Annotated in this window: 16 protein-coding genes; 6 read left to right on the top strand and 10 right to left on the bottom strand. The window is 42.1% G+C overall.

Annotated elements, in window-relative coordinates:
* The 6 genes from QUA58_RS13935 to QUA58_RS13910 all read right to left on the bottom strand — a co-directional run bounded on the left by QUA58_RS13935 (window position 1) and on the right by QUA58_RS13910 (window position 4503).
* Window positions 1–1383 carry a transposase gene (locus QUA58_RS13935; protein ID WP_333394537.1) on the bottom strand — a complete coding sequence of 461 codons (1383 nt, stop codon included), beginning with the start codon at window positions 1381–1383 and terminating at the stop codon, window positions 1–3.
* Window positions 1384–1711: 328 nt separating this feature from the next.
* Entirely contained in the window at window positions 1712–2440 is a 729-nt protein-coding gene (locus tag QUA58_RS13930; RefSeq protein ID WP_333394536.1) for a hypothetical protein, read from the bottom strand.
* A gap of 41 nt (window positions 2441–2481) precedes the next feature.
* Window positions 2482–2904 carry a hypothetical protein gene (locus tag QUA58_RS13925; protein ID WP_333394535.1) on the bottom strand — a complete coding sequence of 141 codons (423 nt, stop codon included), beginning with the start codon at window positions 2902–2904 and terminating at the stop codon, window positions 2482–2484.
* A gap of 189 nt (window positions 2905–3093) precedes the next feature.
* A complete protein-coding gene (locus tag QUA58_RS13920; protein WP_333394534.1) occupies window positions 3094–3510 on the bottom strand; it encodes a hypothetical protein in 417 nt (138 codons plus the stop codon).
* A gap of 67 nt (window positions 3511–3577) precedes the next feature.
* Window positions 3578–3961: a hypothetical protein gene (locus QUA58_RS13915; RefSeq protein WP_333394533.1), complete on the bottom strand. Its 384-nt coding sequence runs from the start codon at window positions 3959–3961 to the stop codon at window positions 3578–3580.
* Window positions 3962–4047: 86 nt separating this feature from the next.
* Window positions 4048–4503, bottom strand: a complete 456-nt coding sequence (locus tag QUA58_RS13910) for a hypothetical protein (RefSeq protein WP_333394532.1) — start codon at window positions 4501–4503, stop codon at window positions 4048–4050.
* Window positions 4504–4658: 155 nt separating this feature from the next.
* Between QUA58_RS13910 and QUA58_RS13905 the strand changes: the two genes are divergently transcribed.
* The gene (locus QUA58_RS13905) at window positions 4659–5531 is read left to right on the top strand and encodes a DNA cytosine methyltransferase (RefSeq protein WP_333394531.1); all 873 of its coding nucleotides are present in this window, start codon (window positions 4659–4661) and stop codon (window positions 5529–5531) included.
* Window positions 5532–5927: 396 nt separating this feature from the next.
* Entirely contained in the window at window positions 5928–6701 is a 774-nt protein-coding gene (locus QUA58_RS13900; protein ID WP_333394530.1) for a hypothetical protein, read from the top strand.
* Between the two features lie 256 nt (window positions 6702–6957).
* On the opposite strand, the gene QUA58_RS13895 is transcribed toward QUA58_RS13900, so the two are convergent.
* Window positions 6958–7161 carry a hypothetical protein gene (locus QUA58_RS13895; protein ID WP_333394529.1) on the bottom strand — a complete coding sequence of 68 codons (204 nt, stop codon included), beginning with the start codon at window positions 7159–7161 and terminating at the stop codon, window positions 6958–6960.
* 93 nt (window positions 7162–7254) lie between these two features.
* Here QUA58_RS13895 and QUA58_RS13890 point away from each other — a divergent pair, with 93 nt between their 5' ends.
* From QUA58_RS13890 to QUA58_RS13875, 4 genes are all read left to right on the top strand, one after another.
* A complete protein-coding gene (locus QUA58_RS13890; protein ID WP_333394528.1) occupies window positions 7255–7698 on the top strand; it encodes an RNase H family protein in 444 nt (147 codons plus the stop codon).
* An 82-nt stretch (window positions 7699–7780) separates the two neighbouring features.
* Window positions 7781–9256: a hypothetical protein gene (locus QUA58_RS13885; protein WP_333394527.1), complete on the top strand. Its 1476-nt coding sequence runs from the start codon at window positions 7781–7783 to the stop codon at window positions 9254–9256.
* A 6-nt stretch (window positions 9257–9262) separates the two neighbouring features.
* Window positions 9263–11974, top strand: coding sequence for a hypothetical protein (locus tag QUA58_RS13880; protein WP_333394526.1), 2712 nt, complete (start codon window positions 9263–9265; stop codon window positions 11972–11974).
* A gap of 151 nt (window positions 11975–12125) precedes the next feature.
* Window positions 12126–12722: an HU family DNA-binding protein gene (locus QUA58_RS13875; RefSeq protein WP_333394525.1), complete on the top strand. Its 597-nt coding sequence runs from the start codon at window positions 12126–12128 to the stop codon at window positions 12720–12722.
* A gap of 141 nt (window positions 12723–12863) precedes the next feature.
* On the opposite strand, the gene QUA58_RS13870 is transcribed toward QUA58_RS13875, so the two are convergent.
* Genes QUA58_RS13870 through QUA58_RS13860 form a run of 3 tightly spaced genes read right to left on the bottom strand, consistent with a single transcriptional unit; the run spans window position 12864 to window position 15705 of the window.
* Window positions 12864–13697, bottom strand: coding sequence for an ATP-dependent DNA ligase (locus QUA58_RS13870; RefSeq protein WP_333394524.1), 834 nt, complete (start codon window positions 13695–13697; stop codon window positions 12864–12866).
* A gap of 20 nt (window positions 13698–13717) precedes the next feature.
* A complete protein-coding gene (locus QUA58_RS13865) occupies window positions 13718–14551 on the bottom strand; it encodes a hypothetical protein (protein ID WP_333394523.1) in 834 nt (277 codons plus the stop codon).
* 11 nt (window positions 14552–14562) lie between these two features.
* On the bottom strand, window positions 14563–15705 hold the full coding sequence (locus QUA58_RS13860; RefSeq protein WP_333394522.1) for a hypothetical protein: 1143 nt from the start codon (window positions 15703–15705) through the stop codon (window positions 14563–14565).
* Window positions 15706–15721 lie beyond the last annotated feature (16 nt).

Genomic DNA, 15721 nt, shown 5'->3' with positions numbered 1-15721 from the left:
CTATGACGTGGGCATCTTTGCAGCCCGATGAAGGGTGTGCAAAATTTCCTTCGCGGTACTATCATCTATAGTTCCTACTATAGAAAGATTCCCGCTACGGCGTTTTATCCTTGGGAAAATGCCCAACCCAAGTCTCTTTAAATTAATCGCGGCATTAATATCACGATCGACCATTAAAGAATGTTGCTCATCCCAATAGCTTCGCATCCCGCAATCGGTGAAAACAATTTCATTCCGATAGCACAAAAGCATTGAGGTATAAGCAGGTTTTTGCGGAACGACGGCTGACCCAGCTTTTTCGGCTATGTATTCCAGCGTCTTAAAAAACTGACCGAACGCAGCATCCAGCCAAGACTTATTTAGTCCTGATTTAGCTGATTGACCGTTTGGGAGGTAAGTACCCTTATTATCTTGCTTAACTTTATTCCGTTTTGTTAAGCCTTTTAAGTTTAAGTCCTCATGAAAAAAGAATTTAGCTCCAGACCTGACAAGTCTGTGAGCTGTTTTGTAGTGGAAATCTTGGCGAGAACGCGCTATTTTTTGGTGCTGTCTCGCTTCTTTTTTGGCTAGTTTTCGTCGGGCTTTAGAACCGCGCTTCCGTTTGTTCCGCTTCCTTGATATCTGGTCTAACTTAGCTTGGTTTTTGCGAAGCGGTTTCAACGAAGGTAGCTTTTCCCCTGACGATGTTGCTAAATAGACATCTTCATGTAGCACCGCATCCAACCCAATTGAGTTATCCCAGTTTGGGGTAACTTTATCAGGAATAAACTGGGGTACTGAAGCGTCTTCAAGCATTATCTGGATGAACCAACCGTCAGCCTTTCTAGTTACACTAATTTGCTTAATAGTGAATCCATCGGGGATTGGGCGGTGCATCCGAACTTTTATGACACCCAACTTCGGCAATCGGATATAAAACCAATTCTTGCGAACCAGCTTAATCCAGTCGTTATTAGCCGTAGAAAAAGTCATCGTCCGGTAATCCGCTTCAGTCTTGAATCGGGGCTTACCCGATCGCCCGCCTTTACTGTCCCCTACTATAAACCGCTCAAAGGCTTTATCTACTCGCTTAGAAACATCTTGCAGAATAGTTGAATCTACCTGCTTGAAGTCCAATAGTTCGCCACTGTGAAAGACTTTTACTAGGTCTTTTTTGATGACTGGTAATTGTTGTTTTTGGGAATAGTAGTTAGGCTTCGCGAGGGGCGTAGAGATGCTAGCAACTAATGGGCAAGCATTTATAGCAGTCCGGTTACTCTCCCACCAATCAAATCGATCGCCTAGCTGCCTGTTGTAGCAATAGCGACAAATTCTCAACCAATGATTTAGGCTTAACTTTTGAATGGTGTTGGGATAGAACTGATACTGATATGTTACTTTCATTGCGCTACGACCTTTACGCATTTGCTGACAATAAAAATACCAGAAAAAACTATATTGTGTCAAGCAGTAATTTAATAATTATGTCAAGTAACGATGTTGGTAAATAAAGATTTGTTCATCTCGTCATCCACACCTTCATTGCTCGCCCGCTATGCTGGCGAGGACATGAAAATGTGGAATCCTCGATTCACGCGCCTCTCATCCCACACTAATCGAAGCAATATAGTGTGGGGATTCCCGTCTGACTAACTAAAGTCATGTCAAAACTCGCTGCGGAAGAACTCATGTCCTTACCGCAAAGCGTTTTTACGGTTAACCTCAGCTACTCTTACTTACAGATTAGGTCTGTTTCTGAATCTGTTTCTGTTTCTGCTTTTGTTTCTGTTACCGTTTCTGTTACTGTTTTTGTTTCTGAGGGTTCAGATTTTTTCCAGGGAGCAAAGATTTCAGTATCCTGGAAAAGTTCTTGAGGGCTGATGGTAGAGTTAGGACGTTTGAGGATGCCTTTATCTCGGTAAAGTGGCTGCTCATCCAAAGCATAAGCAACCAGTTCGCTGCATATCCATTTATCAGGATGATTAAGTAAATTGCTTAACAGTTCCTCCAACTTTCCGGTCAGCAATCGATCGAGCATCCGCCCAGGGAAACTGCCTGAGAGTCCTTGGGTTAAGATTGCGCCGAAATCGTATTGTTTGCCGACTTCCAGACTGGCTTTGTGTGCGATCGCATAACCTACCGCATCGTTGAAAAATATTGGTTTACGGAAGAAGATTTGACAGTTAGGGTCATTGAAGTATTTGCTTAAGGTGCAAACTTTGACTGTGTTATTTACCTTGTCTGCTTCTATACATTCATCTTCACCAGTGACAATCAGAGTATGAGTTACATGAATGTCACTGATCGTATCCCAACCCGTGAAGTAAGCAATTCCCAGAGATGTTAAATCTGTTCCTTTGTTGAGAAATCCAATGTACCCAGTTTTATAATTCACTTCATAATTTGGGGCTATGTCTGTTACTTTGATTGCTGGTTTTTCAGGAGATTGTGTTGTAAACATGAGCCTATATTCTAACTAAGTTAGTTAGAGTATAGCAGTTTTTAACTGTTAATTATTGGGTATTCTGACCAATACCATTCCAAGAATTTTTTGATGAATTGAGCAGTAGGTAAGTCATACGAACTCACATACCAAAGAAATAGAGGCTCATTTCTAACTCTTTCACAGAAACGAATAATGCGTCTATTAATTGTTCGGGTTTCAAATTGATTCCACAGAATCTGACGTTTTTCTTGGGCTGTTTTACCCTCAAAGAACGTTGCTATGTTAATTAATCCCTTACTCTGCTTTCTTGACCAAGTAGATAACGCAAATTCTTTCCCTTCATAACTAACGCAGTAATGATTTTTGAGAATGTCATCCTCAACCTCAACTCGCTTGCCGTTTCGCTCAAAGTAGGTTCCCTCCCGTCTGTTGACATCATAAGGAAAAAGGCTCATTGGATTGATGTGAATTTCTGACATGATTATCGTTGATATTAAAAGTAGTGTTTTGTTAGTCGTTTCCTGATTGCGAAGCACTTAACCAACAAACTACGTTAGCCTAGAAATACTGAGTTTCTAGGCTAACGTAATTGCTATAGCAAAACCATTTGATTTGTAAACAATCGATTCAATCATCACAAGCGTTTCAGGTTATTCTACATTCATGACTCAAATAGACTTGCTATATATCTGATTTGCCAAATAATCAACGCATCTGGCAATAAGTTCAGCATGGGAACGATCGGAAATATAAATCAGCTTTAATCTACCTTTATCTCGGTAAACTTCAGCTAATTGCATAATCGATCGAAAGATATTTGAATCAGAAACTAAATAAGGCTCATAGAAACCTTTTAGTCCTTTGCTAAAATATCTCGGTAAATGCTTCTGGATTTCTGCCCAGAGTAGTTGCCGATACTCCTCAACAGAAAACTTACCTCGCCAAAGTGGAGAATTATCTAGTTGGTCATAGCGATCCTTTAGACCTTCTGATACATTGAAAACTTCGTGGTCAATATCGATCGCAAACTTAACTTTCTCAGTGTTAAATTTATCGAAGTCAAACTTTTTTACGGTAATAGTCATGGCAATTACGAGGGAGAAACAACACTCCCCCATTGCGAAGCACACCTCACCCAAAACTTCAACTACCTCAAATTCGGATGATTTTAGTTTTGCCTTCAGTTCGATCAATATTGTCTTTGGTTCCGCGACTGTTGCCATCCCAGAGAGCCAAACCGTAATCGCAAACTGAACACATCATTTTGTCTCGATCGACATAACTGCCTGGAATTTCTACAGTTTTATACCCCGTTGTGTTTCTTGGCTTCCCGTTGCCGTTCCACAAAGCAAAGTAAACTGTAACTTTTTGATAGTTTTTGGAACGCAAATACTGCTGAACCAGACTGTCAATTCCTGCTGCATCACCGATGATCACGGGAAGTTCTAATTCAATGATGCGGTCGAGAGATTCTATTGCTGCGGATGGTAATCTAGAAATTGACCGACTTCCTGAAATCATTACTATTTTGGTCATGGTTTTATTAGTTGGTTTATTAGTCAAGTAAAAGATAGCCTCATATCTCATATCCCCAAGCAGGATATGAGATATGAGGCTTTTCCTTAGTCAAAATGAGTGAAGCCAAACTTGTAACTTAAGTCGTCTCGGCAGTTTTTCGCTACTATTCGATTCATTGCTGCTAAGGCTTCTTCTTTTGTGTAGTTTTCGCTACTGCAAATGCAATATGGTTTTCCCTTGCGAAAAATACCATAATACCCAATATGACCACTGCGTTTTGCTGATGCAGTTATATCAGTGCTGAATTTTACGTAAATTGCATTACCTACTGCTGCTAATTCACGGCGGGCTAATTCTTTCTCTTTCAGTATGTTACCTATCAGCAAAGCTTTTTGTACTGCTGCGGGGCGATCGCTTACATCCCACATTTCAGTCTCGCGAAATACTTCAATGCCGTCCAGAAAAATTTCGTAAGTAAATACTGTTTGTCGCAACTTTTCAGAATATTGCTGCTTAAGATTGCGGATTTCGCCTTTGATTTCAGGAGTTTCGTAAAACATAATTTTGCCTCAAACTAAAAAACTAAGCTGATAAACTTCAGATCACTTTTTTATCGCGTAGCGCCCTCATCGATAAACTTTCAAATTACTTTCTTGCTACCAATTGTAAGTGTTATAATTAAGATATCTTTTTCTTAATTTTAGATAAGAAGAATATGATGAGTTATGTAGCACAATTACGATCGCTGCAAAAGCTGGAAAGAAAAAGTAGCATGGAATTAAAATGTGTCGATTTCTTTGCTGGAATAGGAGCCTGGGAACTAGCCAGCAGTTTAGTTAATCCAATTTCTCAAGTGAAGTTTCGGACGATCGAACTCATCGAAATTAATCCACAGGCTCAGAAAGTATTACGATCGCACTTTCCAGAAATCCCAATTCACTCAGACGTGCGATCATATAATCCAACCCCACACAAAGCCGATGTTTTCTTCTGCTCGTTCCCTTGCACAAATACATCCGCAGCCGGAAAAAAAGAAGGACTCGCAGGCAACGAATCAGGATTATGGTTTGAAGCCTTGCGCTGCATTATCATCGGTAGCCCAACGTTTGTGGTTATCGAACAGCCTAAAGGATTTATCGATCGAGGATTACGAACAGCTACTGCCGGACTTCGACTGGCTGGTTATCAAACAGAAGTTGAAGTTATCAGCGCGTCGGAGCTCGGTGCGCCTCACGAGAGGCAAAGAGTTTTTATCATTGCCTACGCCGACAACCTTGCCCTTAAGTCGCGGGAAGGGTGGATCTGCTGGTCAGAATGTCTTGGAACTCACATTGAAATTGCAAGGGAGATTGGAGCGCGATCGGAAACTGAATCCAGAACTGTGTCTTTGGATGCTAGGGTTCCCGAATACTTGGCTGGAGTGCATTATGACAACTGGTGGAGAATGAATCCGCCACCAGTCAGTCCCGGATTAAAGCGTAGAACGCCTGGAAGACGACAAGCAGTAACTTTAGCTGGCTTATCAATCTGTGTTCCACAAGCTACAGTTCCCTTAATGCGTCTCCAGTTTCTTGCTTCCTTGCATTAATATTAGTAATTCTTATAAAGAGATGAGCAATGTAGAAAAGCAAATCCGTTTGTACCGTCAAGGGCTGTCTTATTCTCAGATAGCAGCACAGGTAGAGCGCAGTATCAGAGCATGGAAATTGCAGCCTTAGCAAGTCGAACCCACTCGATGCGCTACGCGCCCGCAAGCTACAGTTGACGAAATAAAAGCTCTCAGAGAGCACATCCTTAGCTTGAGAACGGATGGACAATCCATGAAGGCAATCGGTCAGCAAGCGGTGCGCTGAGCGAAGCCGAAGCGTTGGGGTTGAAGAAATTTTAGTTTATCGACATTAGAGATAATGCGTTTTTCAAAATATTGTTTAATGGTACGATCGTTCATAAGTAATTTTTTCTTAAATTGTAACTTAACAAAATTATGACTAGGAAAAACAAAATCAAAAACAAAATCAAAAACAAACAAAAGCAGAAACAAAAACACAAACTGTTTCTGGATATGAGTTATGGTAGAAAACTCAATTTGCGGTGTTTCGTGAGTAAGTCATTGCATAGCGATGCTCACGCTGTTTATTTAGAAATTGATCGAGGAAGAGAAAGAACATTTCGGCTAATCTCAGCTCATGCCAAAGTTATAGATGCCTGGAAAATAGTTGTTAATGGCGTAGAGCTTTTAGAAACTTTTAAAGCCAGCAATTCACAAACCAACGACGCTATTACCCAGGCTTTCATCCATCAGTTAGTTGCGACTTATGGTGATTATTCATCAGATGATGCTGAATATAAACCCATAAATGGTGCAATTCTCATTTTGGGTAACAGGAGGCTGATGGAGGGTGGTTCCATAAATGACAAACAGCTACCCGAAGGCATATCCTTTGAACCTATTAAGCCTCCTGTTACCCAAAAGTGGAAAATCTACCACCGGGAATGCAACCATTTAGATTATCCTGATTACCCTCATGGTATGTATGCGATCGGTCTTTCTGAGATGGAAGCTTTGAGAATAGAAAATACTGAAAATATAATCATCAGTAATGTCTATCTTATTGCTGCTTTTATTGCCGATTTTTTGAATGAAAACAATCCCAGTGAATTTTATCTGTCTCAGTTACAAGTTGATCAACTTTTTGCTGATGCAGAGAAAACTTTCTCGACTGAACTCACAGCTTCTGAAACACTATTTTCGTGCTAACCACAGCAGTGACTTCGACATGAGTTACTTAAATTGATAGAACCCGTTGGAATTCCTTGACGACATAGTGGTAAAACTTGGGATTCCGATCGAACAACTTTGAAAACCTGTTCGGCAAACAACTAAATCCTTGTCGAGTCAGCTCTTCTACCAGAAAAAACACCGCAAACCCAAAATAGAAAAGCTTAGGAGCTATATCACCCTCTGGTGTAAATCCTTCCGTTGATATGTAGGATTTCCCATTGCGATCGACATATTAAACAAAGTAGAGAGTTCCGCCACCATTCAGTTGGATGAATTCTCTACTTTGTTCAGTCAGAGTTCCGTTTGGTCGATGATGTTTAAATTCAGTAAACATTTCGACTGTCAGATTCTTCATCTGTTCTAGTTGCTGATTCAGTCGTCTATTTTCAGCCTCTAACTGCAAACATTCTATTAACAAATCGGTATGTTCAGACATATTAATTTTCTAAATTCTTTGTTATATTATAGCAAATAATTATCTGCAATACCGCTTCGCTGTCAGGTTTTGATTCTTCTACATTCTAACTCAATGATTAACTTAACTCAAGATACAACTAAGAAGTTAAAGCCTTCTGTAAACATCCATTGTGATGGCGCTTGCTCAGGAAATCCAGGACCAGGTGGCTGGGCTGCAATTCTCACAATTCCTGGTAAGTCAAACAAAAAAGCGATTAGTGGTAAATCTGACACAACCACTACTAACAATCGCATGGAATTAACAGCAGCAATCGAAGCTTTGAAAGCTCTCAAGAAACCTTGCAAAGTTACACTTTTTTCGGATTCAACCTATGTTGTCAACACGATGAGTAAAAATTGGAAGCGTAACGCCAACCAGGATTTGTGGGAAGAACTTGATAAGTTAGCAAAAGTTCATGAGGTAACATGGCTGTGGCTGTCGCGGAATTCAACTCCTGAGTTGAGTGAGTGCGATCAACTTGCTAAAGAGGAAAGTTTAAAGAAGTCTAATGCTTAAAAGTAGGTGAAATTGGTAGGCATTAAGTGTGGAGTTTGAATTACAATATTTATAATAAATATCTAGAACAACCCCCCTTACTATGCCTACCAATGCCATCGCCGATGTCTGGGCAAACTTCCAATCACTAACAGGAGTCACTGAAGTCAAAAAGATAACAGAGGCTCCCCAGCAATGGCTAATGGAACAGCCACTAACTCAAGCATTATTGGCTCATCCAACGGGCAAAGCTGTTTTGGGTTGGCTTGAATCATCACAAAATGTAACAGCATTTCCTATGCTGATAGGTCAATGTGGAACTGCTTTTCTTGAGACATCCCACGGTATAAACAGGGCTTACAACAGCAAAGTTTATGATAATTTAGCTGGTGCCGGTGAGAAAGCACTCTCTGTACTAACTTCGACAAGCACAGAAAGAGGTATTTACGGTGATGTTATAAATGCCTTCAACAACAACCTAAATCTACCAGAACTGTCAAAGACAGGGATAAAAATTGATTATGCTATGGATTCCGCTTGGTCATCAATTAATCAGAAAAAGCTTCAAATGCAAGAAGAAGCTAGAAGATTAAGGGATAAATATTACCAAGAATTGCAAGATGAGCGACTAAAATTAAACGATCGACGTAGAACACGAGCTAAATACAACCAAGTTGCTAAAAGCTTGGTTGCTATGGGTGATGCACCTATCCCTTCTCCCAAAATTGTACGTTCTACGACAGGTACAGGTACAGGTACAGGTACAGGTACAGGTACAGTAATAGCTCATAGCAACTACGATATAAACTCAATTTACAAGGATCGAATCTTGTCAATCCGAAGTGTCCCGGTCAATGCAAGCGCTTTGATAATTGTCCCAGTAGTAGCGCCGATCGTAGCTGTTGGCGGTGCTTTGGCGACTGTAGGGATTACAGCAGGCATAATCTCTAGCATAGCAAGCTGGTTTTTGACCAATTGTATGAATCTGATTGGAATACCAGCCAGTTTAATTTCAGCTCTTACTCATTGTGTAACTTCGATCGTACTCAAAGTTTCAGGAAGTTCTGGAGCTGAAGCACTAAGATTCTTTGCTGCTTCGGCTTTAAAAGCTAACGAAGCTCTGTTGATGACTGTTTTTGGTACGACGAATATGAATGTTACTGCGTGGATGTTTTTGTTGGGAATGGCAGCTCCGATTTTAATTGTCTCAATCATCATTATTTTAGCCATGCGAAACAAAACTGCATTGTCGAAAACTCTTTACATCTTTGGAGATTTAACCGACAATCCTAACCGATTTAATTTGATGGTAGCTTCCATGTACGACACTAATGCGATCGAAATATTGGACAAATTCAAAGCCTCAGCTAAAGAGATGCGAGACACTGCTCGACTTAGTATGAGCCAAATTGTCGGACTGGGGATAGATGCTAAAAATCAGTATGCTGTTTGTTATAATTTAACTAATCCTGATAACCCGATTCAAGTCACTGGACAAGAAGCGATTGTAGCATTATTAGGAGCCGACAAAGTTGCTCGAATAGCAACAGGTAGGCTGAACTTTATGGACTTCATTTAATCAAATATGCCAACAGAATATGACCTCAAATACGACTGGTACGGCGCAGATAAAACACTGGCAAAAATATCAACTGTTGCTGTTTTGTCTGTGTGGGATTGCATTGCCAAACAATGGTCAAATACTCCCAAGGTAACTTTGCGAAATACTCTGCTTTCAGGGTTGCATAAAGATGTTGGCAAAGATAGATTTTGTATTGGTGAAATTCCAGAAAATACCAAAAATGCAGCTTTGCTAAATCCATTTATAGCGAACAAAACCGATCGATATCAACTGGATTTAGCTAGCAACTCCCGCAACCACGGCAGATTCACATTCAATTTGGCTCCTATTGGGAAAGAATACTATGGAACCAAAACAACGGAACAATGGAAACGAATTATTTACGGCAGTATTCTTCACACAGGATGCAAGCATTTAATTGGGCGAGAATTCAGTTACATCATAGTTGATGATACAGCCAGAGATGCAAATGGAAATCCGCAAGATGACCCAATAAATAAACGGCACTGGAACAGCGGAGACAGTCACGGAAAAGCTTCCAGAGAATTTATGCAATTACTCGGCGCGGGAACAGTCGAATTTAATCCTGATGAAATTGATGCTGATATTCCTATTCAGTTTAGGATAGCTGCATTTAAAAAATGGGTAGCCAAAGGGACGATCGCCTATAATCCCGCACTAGATGGCTCTGGCTATGATCTGGTCATTCCTTGGAGTTCACTCAAAGGCAACAAACCCGCCCTCGGAAACTACAGAGAAAAACTGCTTTGTGGGCTGGTATTTGAGGCGGAAAAGCGCACAGCAAAAGCAGGCTGGATGCTATTTCAATGGTTTAAGTTTGAAACTCTGGAACAAGACAAAATTATCAGCCGACTTCGAGCTAAATGTGAAAAGCTAGCAGCAGCTACTAATTCTATTCAAGCCTTGGCTAAAGAGTTGAGAATCCATCAAGTAGAAGCAGCGCAAGAGCGCGAACAAGGCGAATCCATTCAGTCAGAGGCAGAGTATGTCAACACGGCGATGGAGATTATTAAATATGACATAAAAGGGAGATTGTTACTGCATCCCTACATCACCGGGAAAGTAGCTGAAAGGCTTCGTGCCGTTTGGCTCAATTTAGCAAAAGCAGCCGGAGTTCGTTTCTGGTCACTGATGTCCCAGCCTGACGAATATTTCCAAAAATACGAAACTACGGACGCTAACAACGTAACGACTTTTAAGGAAAAAGTATTTTGTGCACCTGGCATGGCTCCCGGCGAGTACATCGTATTTTGCAATCCCATGCGCCACTGGGGAGACTGTCAACTGTGGATCAACCGTCATGAGGGAACCTATGCCAAAGGTTCAGGATTGATGGCAGCCTCGACAAAACTCATGCTGAATTTGGGGAGAGACTTTGACGGGGACTTTGTTCAGCTCATCGCATCCAAGGAGTATCCCAACTTAAGGAATGCGATCGCCAACTTCAACAAACCTCCATCAGTCAAGAAACTCCCCAAAATGGCACTACCGGGAACTTTGCAACAGGTCGCCATCAATTCGATGAACGACAGCACCGGGATTGTGGCTTCACTTCTCGGTCGCGCCAGAGGTGCGGGTGCTGAAGGGATAGTGCTGATAATTCCCCCCGGCGGGATGCAAACAGCTCCCAAAGAAATGGCAATCATTGACTTTCTCAGTCAGGAACTTCAAATCGCCGTAGACTCGCTCAAGTCGGCATATCCCAACAATGACAAGGGTTTGCAAGCGGTGACCAATTACCTCAACAGTCTCGGTGATGCAGGTAAAATTCCGTGGCTCAAAGACTTTAAAGAAAAGGATGTTTACCTAAGCCGACCCTGTGCCGTTGCGGATGATGCGATCGATACCATCTCCCGGCTGGTCAGAGTGGTTAACACCTACTGGCGACCAGCTCAGTTAGAAACCAACATCGACATCAACTCGTTTCATAATGCACTGTTTGAGGGAGTTGATGTAGCCCAAGAACAGCTCGATTTTGCGTTTGAACAGCGCAAAGGATATGCCAGAGAAATGCAAGGTGCGATCGCCTGGAAAGAGCAAAACGATGGTGACACTACCAAAATTCGTGAAGTTTCTGCCAAATATCAAGCTCTCAAAGAGTCAGCTCTTGAACAATTTGCAGATGCTAACAGTCAACCCTATACCGACAAATCCTGGGCGGCTGCTTACTGGCGCGCTGTTCATACCGGAGCCGGAGAGCTGAGCACCGGAGCGCTCGTGTTTAACCTATTTCGAGAGGAGATTGTGACTGAGTTGCAAGAGAATCCTGATACTCTGCCCTATTTCAACGTTTTTAACGTCCACAAACAAGAACCCAATGTCTGGAGCCGAGGTGAATGGACTGGGCAGAATGTACTCATTCGCATTGTCCAGCGGATGAAACCTGCCAGTGGCAAACAAGCCGCGCGAATGGAGTTGGCGATCGATATGAGGTATCCCGACAGTACCAAAAACATCGGCTATTTTCCCCTTGGATGGGTTGCCGAAAAATATCGAAGTAAAGTTGCGATCGGCGAAACTCGCGAAATGCGGATTTACACCGACGGCAAATACATGGATGAGGCGGGTAGAACTATTACCAAAACAGCTCGTTTATTTAATCAATCCCTGAGTCAAGAGCAGATTGATTTCTTAAATGGCAAAATGCCAGCAGGTCTTTATGGCCCTGAAGACTTTGGTTTACCACCTAATTAATGATTAGTGGTATTTACGACAAGTGGTAAATACCACTCATTTCATGATGCTTTCATCCCTAAAAATGAGAAAAATATTTCTGATTTATTGTGCTTTTATAAAAATTAGGGCATAATCAAATCAAGCGTCTCTCTCAATCAGAATTTTAATTATGGCTTCAGTTGTTGAAAATCTCCCATTTGGAGAAGTTATCTCCAGTGTCGTAGCTTCTCTAGAAAGCGGAAATGACATCAAAATCGAAGGATTCGGAACCTTCTCATTAATTGAAAAACCCGAACGGGAAGGACGAAACCCAAGAACAGGCAAACCAACCACTTACAAACCTACTCGCCGACCGAAGATTACGTTTGATAGGAAGTTCCTGGAAAGGGTTTATGCGGGTGCAAGTGCTCCTGAAACTTCCCCTGAAACAACTTCGGCAACAGCTCCAGTAGCAGACCCTGCAACGACTCTAGCTCCCACAGCAGCTCCCACAGCAGCTCCCACAGCAGCTCCCACAGCAGCTCCCACAGCAGTTCCGGTAGCAGCTCCAACAGCCCCTGTTTTGCCTCCTCCAATTCCAGCCGAATTGCTTACTGTTTCTGCACCACCAATTATCTGGCAAATCAAAGCCCCAGACGGTAGCTTTATCGAAGTTCCGAGCCAGGATCTATCCAAGTGGGGAGTTGGTGCAAATACTCCAATCTACTCTGCTGCCACTGGTTGGAAATTAGCAGGGAGCATTCCTGAACTCGTAGGGCTGGTCTAATAGGAAGAGCTTCAGCTAAACTATATTGGCGGCTAACAAACTGCACAAAAAAAACCTGAGTGACTGCACCCACGCTCAGGTTTTTTTCATGTTTCTTGTTTCTAACAATTTCTAAGAATTTGTTAGAATTTCTTAGCAAGTTTAAACAAAAGCAGAAAATACGGGATGTCTCAACGCCCGGGCAACAGTAACACCGAGATGGATAATTTCGATCGTTCTGTTCAGATAACTAGCTTGGTTGGCAAAGATAGTCGATCGTTCCATATCGCTAAATCCGGTTCCGACTTTGCCATTGACGATCCGACCGTCGATGTTACCGCTCACTAACAGATTGCCCAGAGATGCAGAATATTTTCCTGTTCCTTTGGTGAAGCCAGCAACCTGCAACTGACTTTTTACAAAGTTCTTGACTTTCAGCAATGCGATCGATCGACCCTGGAAATAAACTGAATTCGGGTTCCGCAGCATTATCCCCTCAGCCGATTGTCCTGATGCTTTGATTGAGTCGGCTTCCGCTTGAATGATCAGAGGGTTATTCTCAATCAACCTCTGCGGAACGTAGCTAACCTTCCCCATTGCCGGAAAGATTTGCTGAACCTGGCTATATTCGTCTGCTGCCGGGATGTTCGGATATTGAGTAAAGCCGATCGCAAAGATGCGGAATTCAACTCTAAGTTTATTGGCAGCCTGAGTTGCTTTTGTTGTACGAACAATTCCCGAAATTCTATCAAAAGGTTCTCCGGGAATGTACAACTCGCCATCCAAAAATGATAAATTGTTGGCTGACCTGATACTTTCACAGATTTGCTCAATTTCGGTCAATCCTGAATATCGTGTTTTTCCCGATCGACTTCTTAATCCATTTGTCGGATTTTCGTACAAACACCGCACCCCGTCCAGTTTGGGGCTACTGAGCCATTCAGTTACACCATAGTTTTTGGTGGGACTGTAAGTGTTTGCTAATTGCAGTAACATTCTTGTTGCTCCTTGACGAGTTAAACAAATCGACCCAAAGCAGGGCTTCGGAGATTGCCTGTCGCTGTCAATCCCATATAAACGATGAGAACTTGTTTGCCTATATAAGAATCTCTATTCATCCACAGACCCTGTTCTTCTTCATCGTTCAAACCATAAACACGAGAAACTTTGGTAACTCCATTCACTGTGCCTTCAACGGACATATAACTCACGTAACCCACTATTAGATTTTGCGTAAATCCAACAACAGTAAAGATTCCGCTTGTTATGCCTTTCACTTTGAGAAGATTGTCCGAGCGCACCCCAGAATAAACTGAGTCCAGATTTCTGAGGATGATTCCTTCAGTTCCTCCAGCATTAAGAACGGTGGTTGCTTCATCTAGAACGCCTAGAGGTGTGTTCCGAATTAGTTTTTGAGGAATCAAACAAATCATTCCCTGTGCCGGAATGATTTGTTGCATCAGATTCATCATCTGTTGTGTTGTTAGGGCGGGATTTGTTGCCGACCCAACAGCAGAAACTCGGAATTCAACAGCAAATTTTTCATCAAGTTCATAGGTAGCACGATCGCGAACTAATACCGTAAGTTCATCAAGTGATTTCCCTGGGATGAACAGTTCACCGTCTAGGAATGATAAATTATTCGCGTCACAGAGACTGCGACAGGCTAACTCAAGTCGATCGAGTCCTACAAATCGAGTTGTCAAAGTCTGGCTTCTTAATCCGCGTGAGATGCCATCCCGTGTGTAAATACAACGAACTCCGTTAAGCTTTGGGGTGCTTAGCCAAAATCCAATCATGTATTCTTTAGCTGGATTGTAAGTATTTGGTACTTCCGCTATAAAAGTCATGGTTTTATTCGTTAATTAACTGCCATTATGAAATTACTGACACATCGCACAGTTTCATTGACGATTTTGTCAAACATCAACGCTAATTCTCGGTTATTTGGTTGATACCTTATTAAGCCCCATTGTCCAGTAGCAGCAATTGTTAAGTCAGATTTAAAAATCATTGCTGTGGAATGGAACCAGGTGTTAAAGATTGTGTTCGGCATATTTGCACAAATTAACAACCCTGAACTGTTTGTAAAATTCATCATCACGTCCACATTGAGTCGAACCAATTTTCCGCAAGTTTGATAAGTTACACTCCCTGTTACTCCCGCCGATAATGGCAAAGAAACCGGGGTTGACCATACCATTGTTCCTGTTGCACCAGTGGCACCAGTATCACCTTTAATCCCTTGAGCTCCCGTTGCTCCAGTATCACCTTTGGGGCCGGGAATTCCTTCTGAACCGATCGCTCCTGTCTCTCCCTTCTCACCACGTTCACCACGTTCACCCTGAATGCCCTGAATACCGGGTTCACCTTTATCACCTTTATCACCTTTATCACCTTTGGGTCCTTGGGAAGGAGTGGGAGTAGGAGTAGGAGTAGGAGTAGGAAGGTCGGAGATTTGAAGAGTAGCAGTAGCAACTTCAATAACGCTACCAGCAACAACCAATTCTGCTTTTAGTTCTCCGGGTTCAGAAACAGAAACATTGAATGGGCTGGTGCTATCTTCTTTGACGACTGTACCATTGAGACTAAATCTGACCAAAGCTCCAGTTGGTCGGTTAGCGATCGTGGCAGTCACCAACTTAGCGGCTAAAGTTGTTGTAGTTTCAGTGAGAGTTATTTTGGGGTCATTAAGTTTGAGTTCAAAACTGATTGAGTCAGTCGATCGAACCATTGGAACTGTAGCTTGGTCAATATCTTCTGCTTCGATCGAATGAATGCCGGCTGCGGGGATTGGAATATTTAATTGATATTGATATTCTACAAATCCATTAACATTGATCGAAGTAGCTGACTTATCAATTCCTACGATCGTTCCGTTGAGTTTAAAACGAACGTCAGTATTTAAGTTACTGTCGGCGATCACCTTGACTGTCACAGTATTAGGAACTGTGTTTGCTTGGACAATTTCTCCTGAAACTGGGGAAATAATTCTTACTGGCATGGTTTGATTATCCTTA

The sequence above is a fragment of the Microcoleus sp. N9_A1 genome, assembly GCF_036701795.1.
In the GTDB taxonomy this organism is placed as follows: Bacteria; Cyanobacteriota; Cyanobacteriia; order Cyanobacteriales; family Microcoleaceae; genus Microcoleus.
The sequence above is the reverse complement of the archived record's forward strand: the minus strand, read 5'-3'. Positions and strand labels throughout refer to the sequence as shown.

What these genes read in the sequence shown, in the direction of transcription:
- QUA58_RS13935 (WP_333394537.1), bottom strand. Translation starts at nt 1,383, where the DNA reads ATGAAAGTAACATATCAGTATCAGTTCTATCCCAACACCATTCAAAAG.
- QUA58_RS13930 (WP_333394536.1), bottom strand. Translation starts at nt 2,440, where the DNA reads ATGTTTACAACACAATCTCCTGAAAAACCAGCAATCAAAGTAACAGAC.
- QUA58_RS13925 (WP_333394535.1), bottom strand. Translation starts at nt 2,904, where the DNA reads ATGTCAGAAATTCACATCAATCCAATGAGCCTTTTTCCTTATGATGTC.
- QUA58_RS13920 (WP_333394534.1), bottom strand. Translation starts at nt 3,510, where the DNA reads ATGACTATTACCGTAAAAAAGTTTGACTTCGATAAATTTAACACTGAG.
- QUA58_RS13915 (WP_333394533.1), bottom strand. Translation starts at nt 3,961, where the DNA reads ATGACCAAAATAGTAATGATTTCAGGAAGTCGGTCAATTTCTAGATTA.
- QUA58_RS13910 (WP_333394532.1), bottom strand. Translation starts at nt 4,503, where the DNA reads ATGTTTTACGAAACTCCTGAAATCAAAGGCGAAATCCGCAATCTTAAG.
- QUA58_RS13905 (WP_333394531.1), top strand. Translation starts at nt 4,659, where the DNA reads ATGATGAGTTATGTAGCACAATTACGATCGCTGCAAAAGCTGGAAAGA.
- QUA58_RS13900 (WP_333394530.1), top strand. Translation starts at nt 5,928, where the DNA reads ATGACTAGGAAAAACAAAATCAAAAACAAAATCAAAAACAAACAAAAG.
- QUA58_RS13895 (WP_333394529.1), bottom strand. Translation starts at nt 7,161, where the DNA reads ATGTCTGAACATACCGATTTGTTAATAGAATGTTTGCAGTTAGAGGCT.
- QUA58_RS13890 (WP_333394528.1), top strand. Translation starts at nt 7,255, where the DNA reads ATGATTAACTTAACTCAAGATACAACTAAGAAGTTAAAGCCTTCTGTA.
- QUA58_RS13885 (WP_333394527.1), top strand. Translation starts at nt 7,781, where the DNA reads ATGCCTACCAATGCCATCGCCGATGTCTGGGCAAACTTCCAATCACTA.
- QUA58_RS13880 (WP_333394526.1), top strand. Translation starts at nt 9,263, where the DNA reads ATGCCAACAGAATATGACCTCAAATACGACTGGTACGGCGCAGATAAA.
- QUA58_RS13875 (WP_333394525.1), top strand. Translation starts at nt 12,126, where the DNA reads ATGGCTTCAGTTGTTGAAAATCTCCCATTTGGAGAAGTTATCTCCAGT.
- QUA58_RS13870 (WP_333394524.1), bottom strand. Translation starts at nt 13,697, where the DNA reads ATGTTACTGCAATTAGCAAACACTTACAGTCCCACCAAAAACTATGGT.
- QUA58_RS13865 (WP_333394523.1), bottom strand. Translation starts at nt 14,551, where the DNA reads ATGACTTTTATAGCGGAAGTACCAAATACTTACAATCCAGCTAAAGAA.
- QUA58_RS13860 (WP_333394522.1), bottom strand. Translation starts at nt 15,705, where the DNA reads ATGCCAGTAAGAATTATTTCCCCAGTTTCAGGAGAAATTGTCCAAGCA.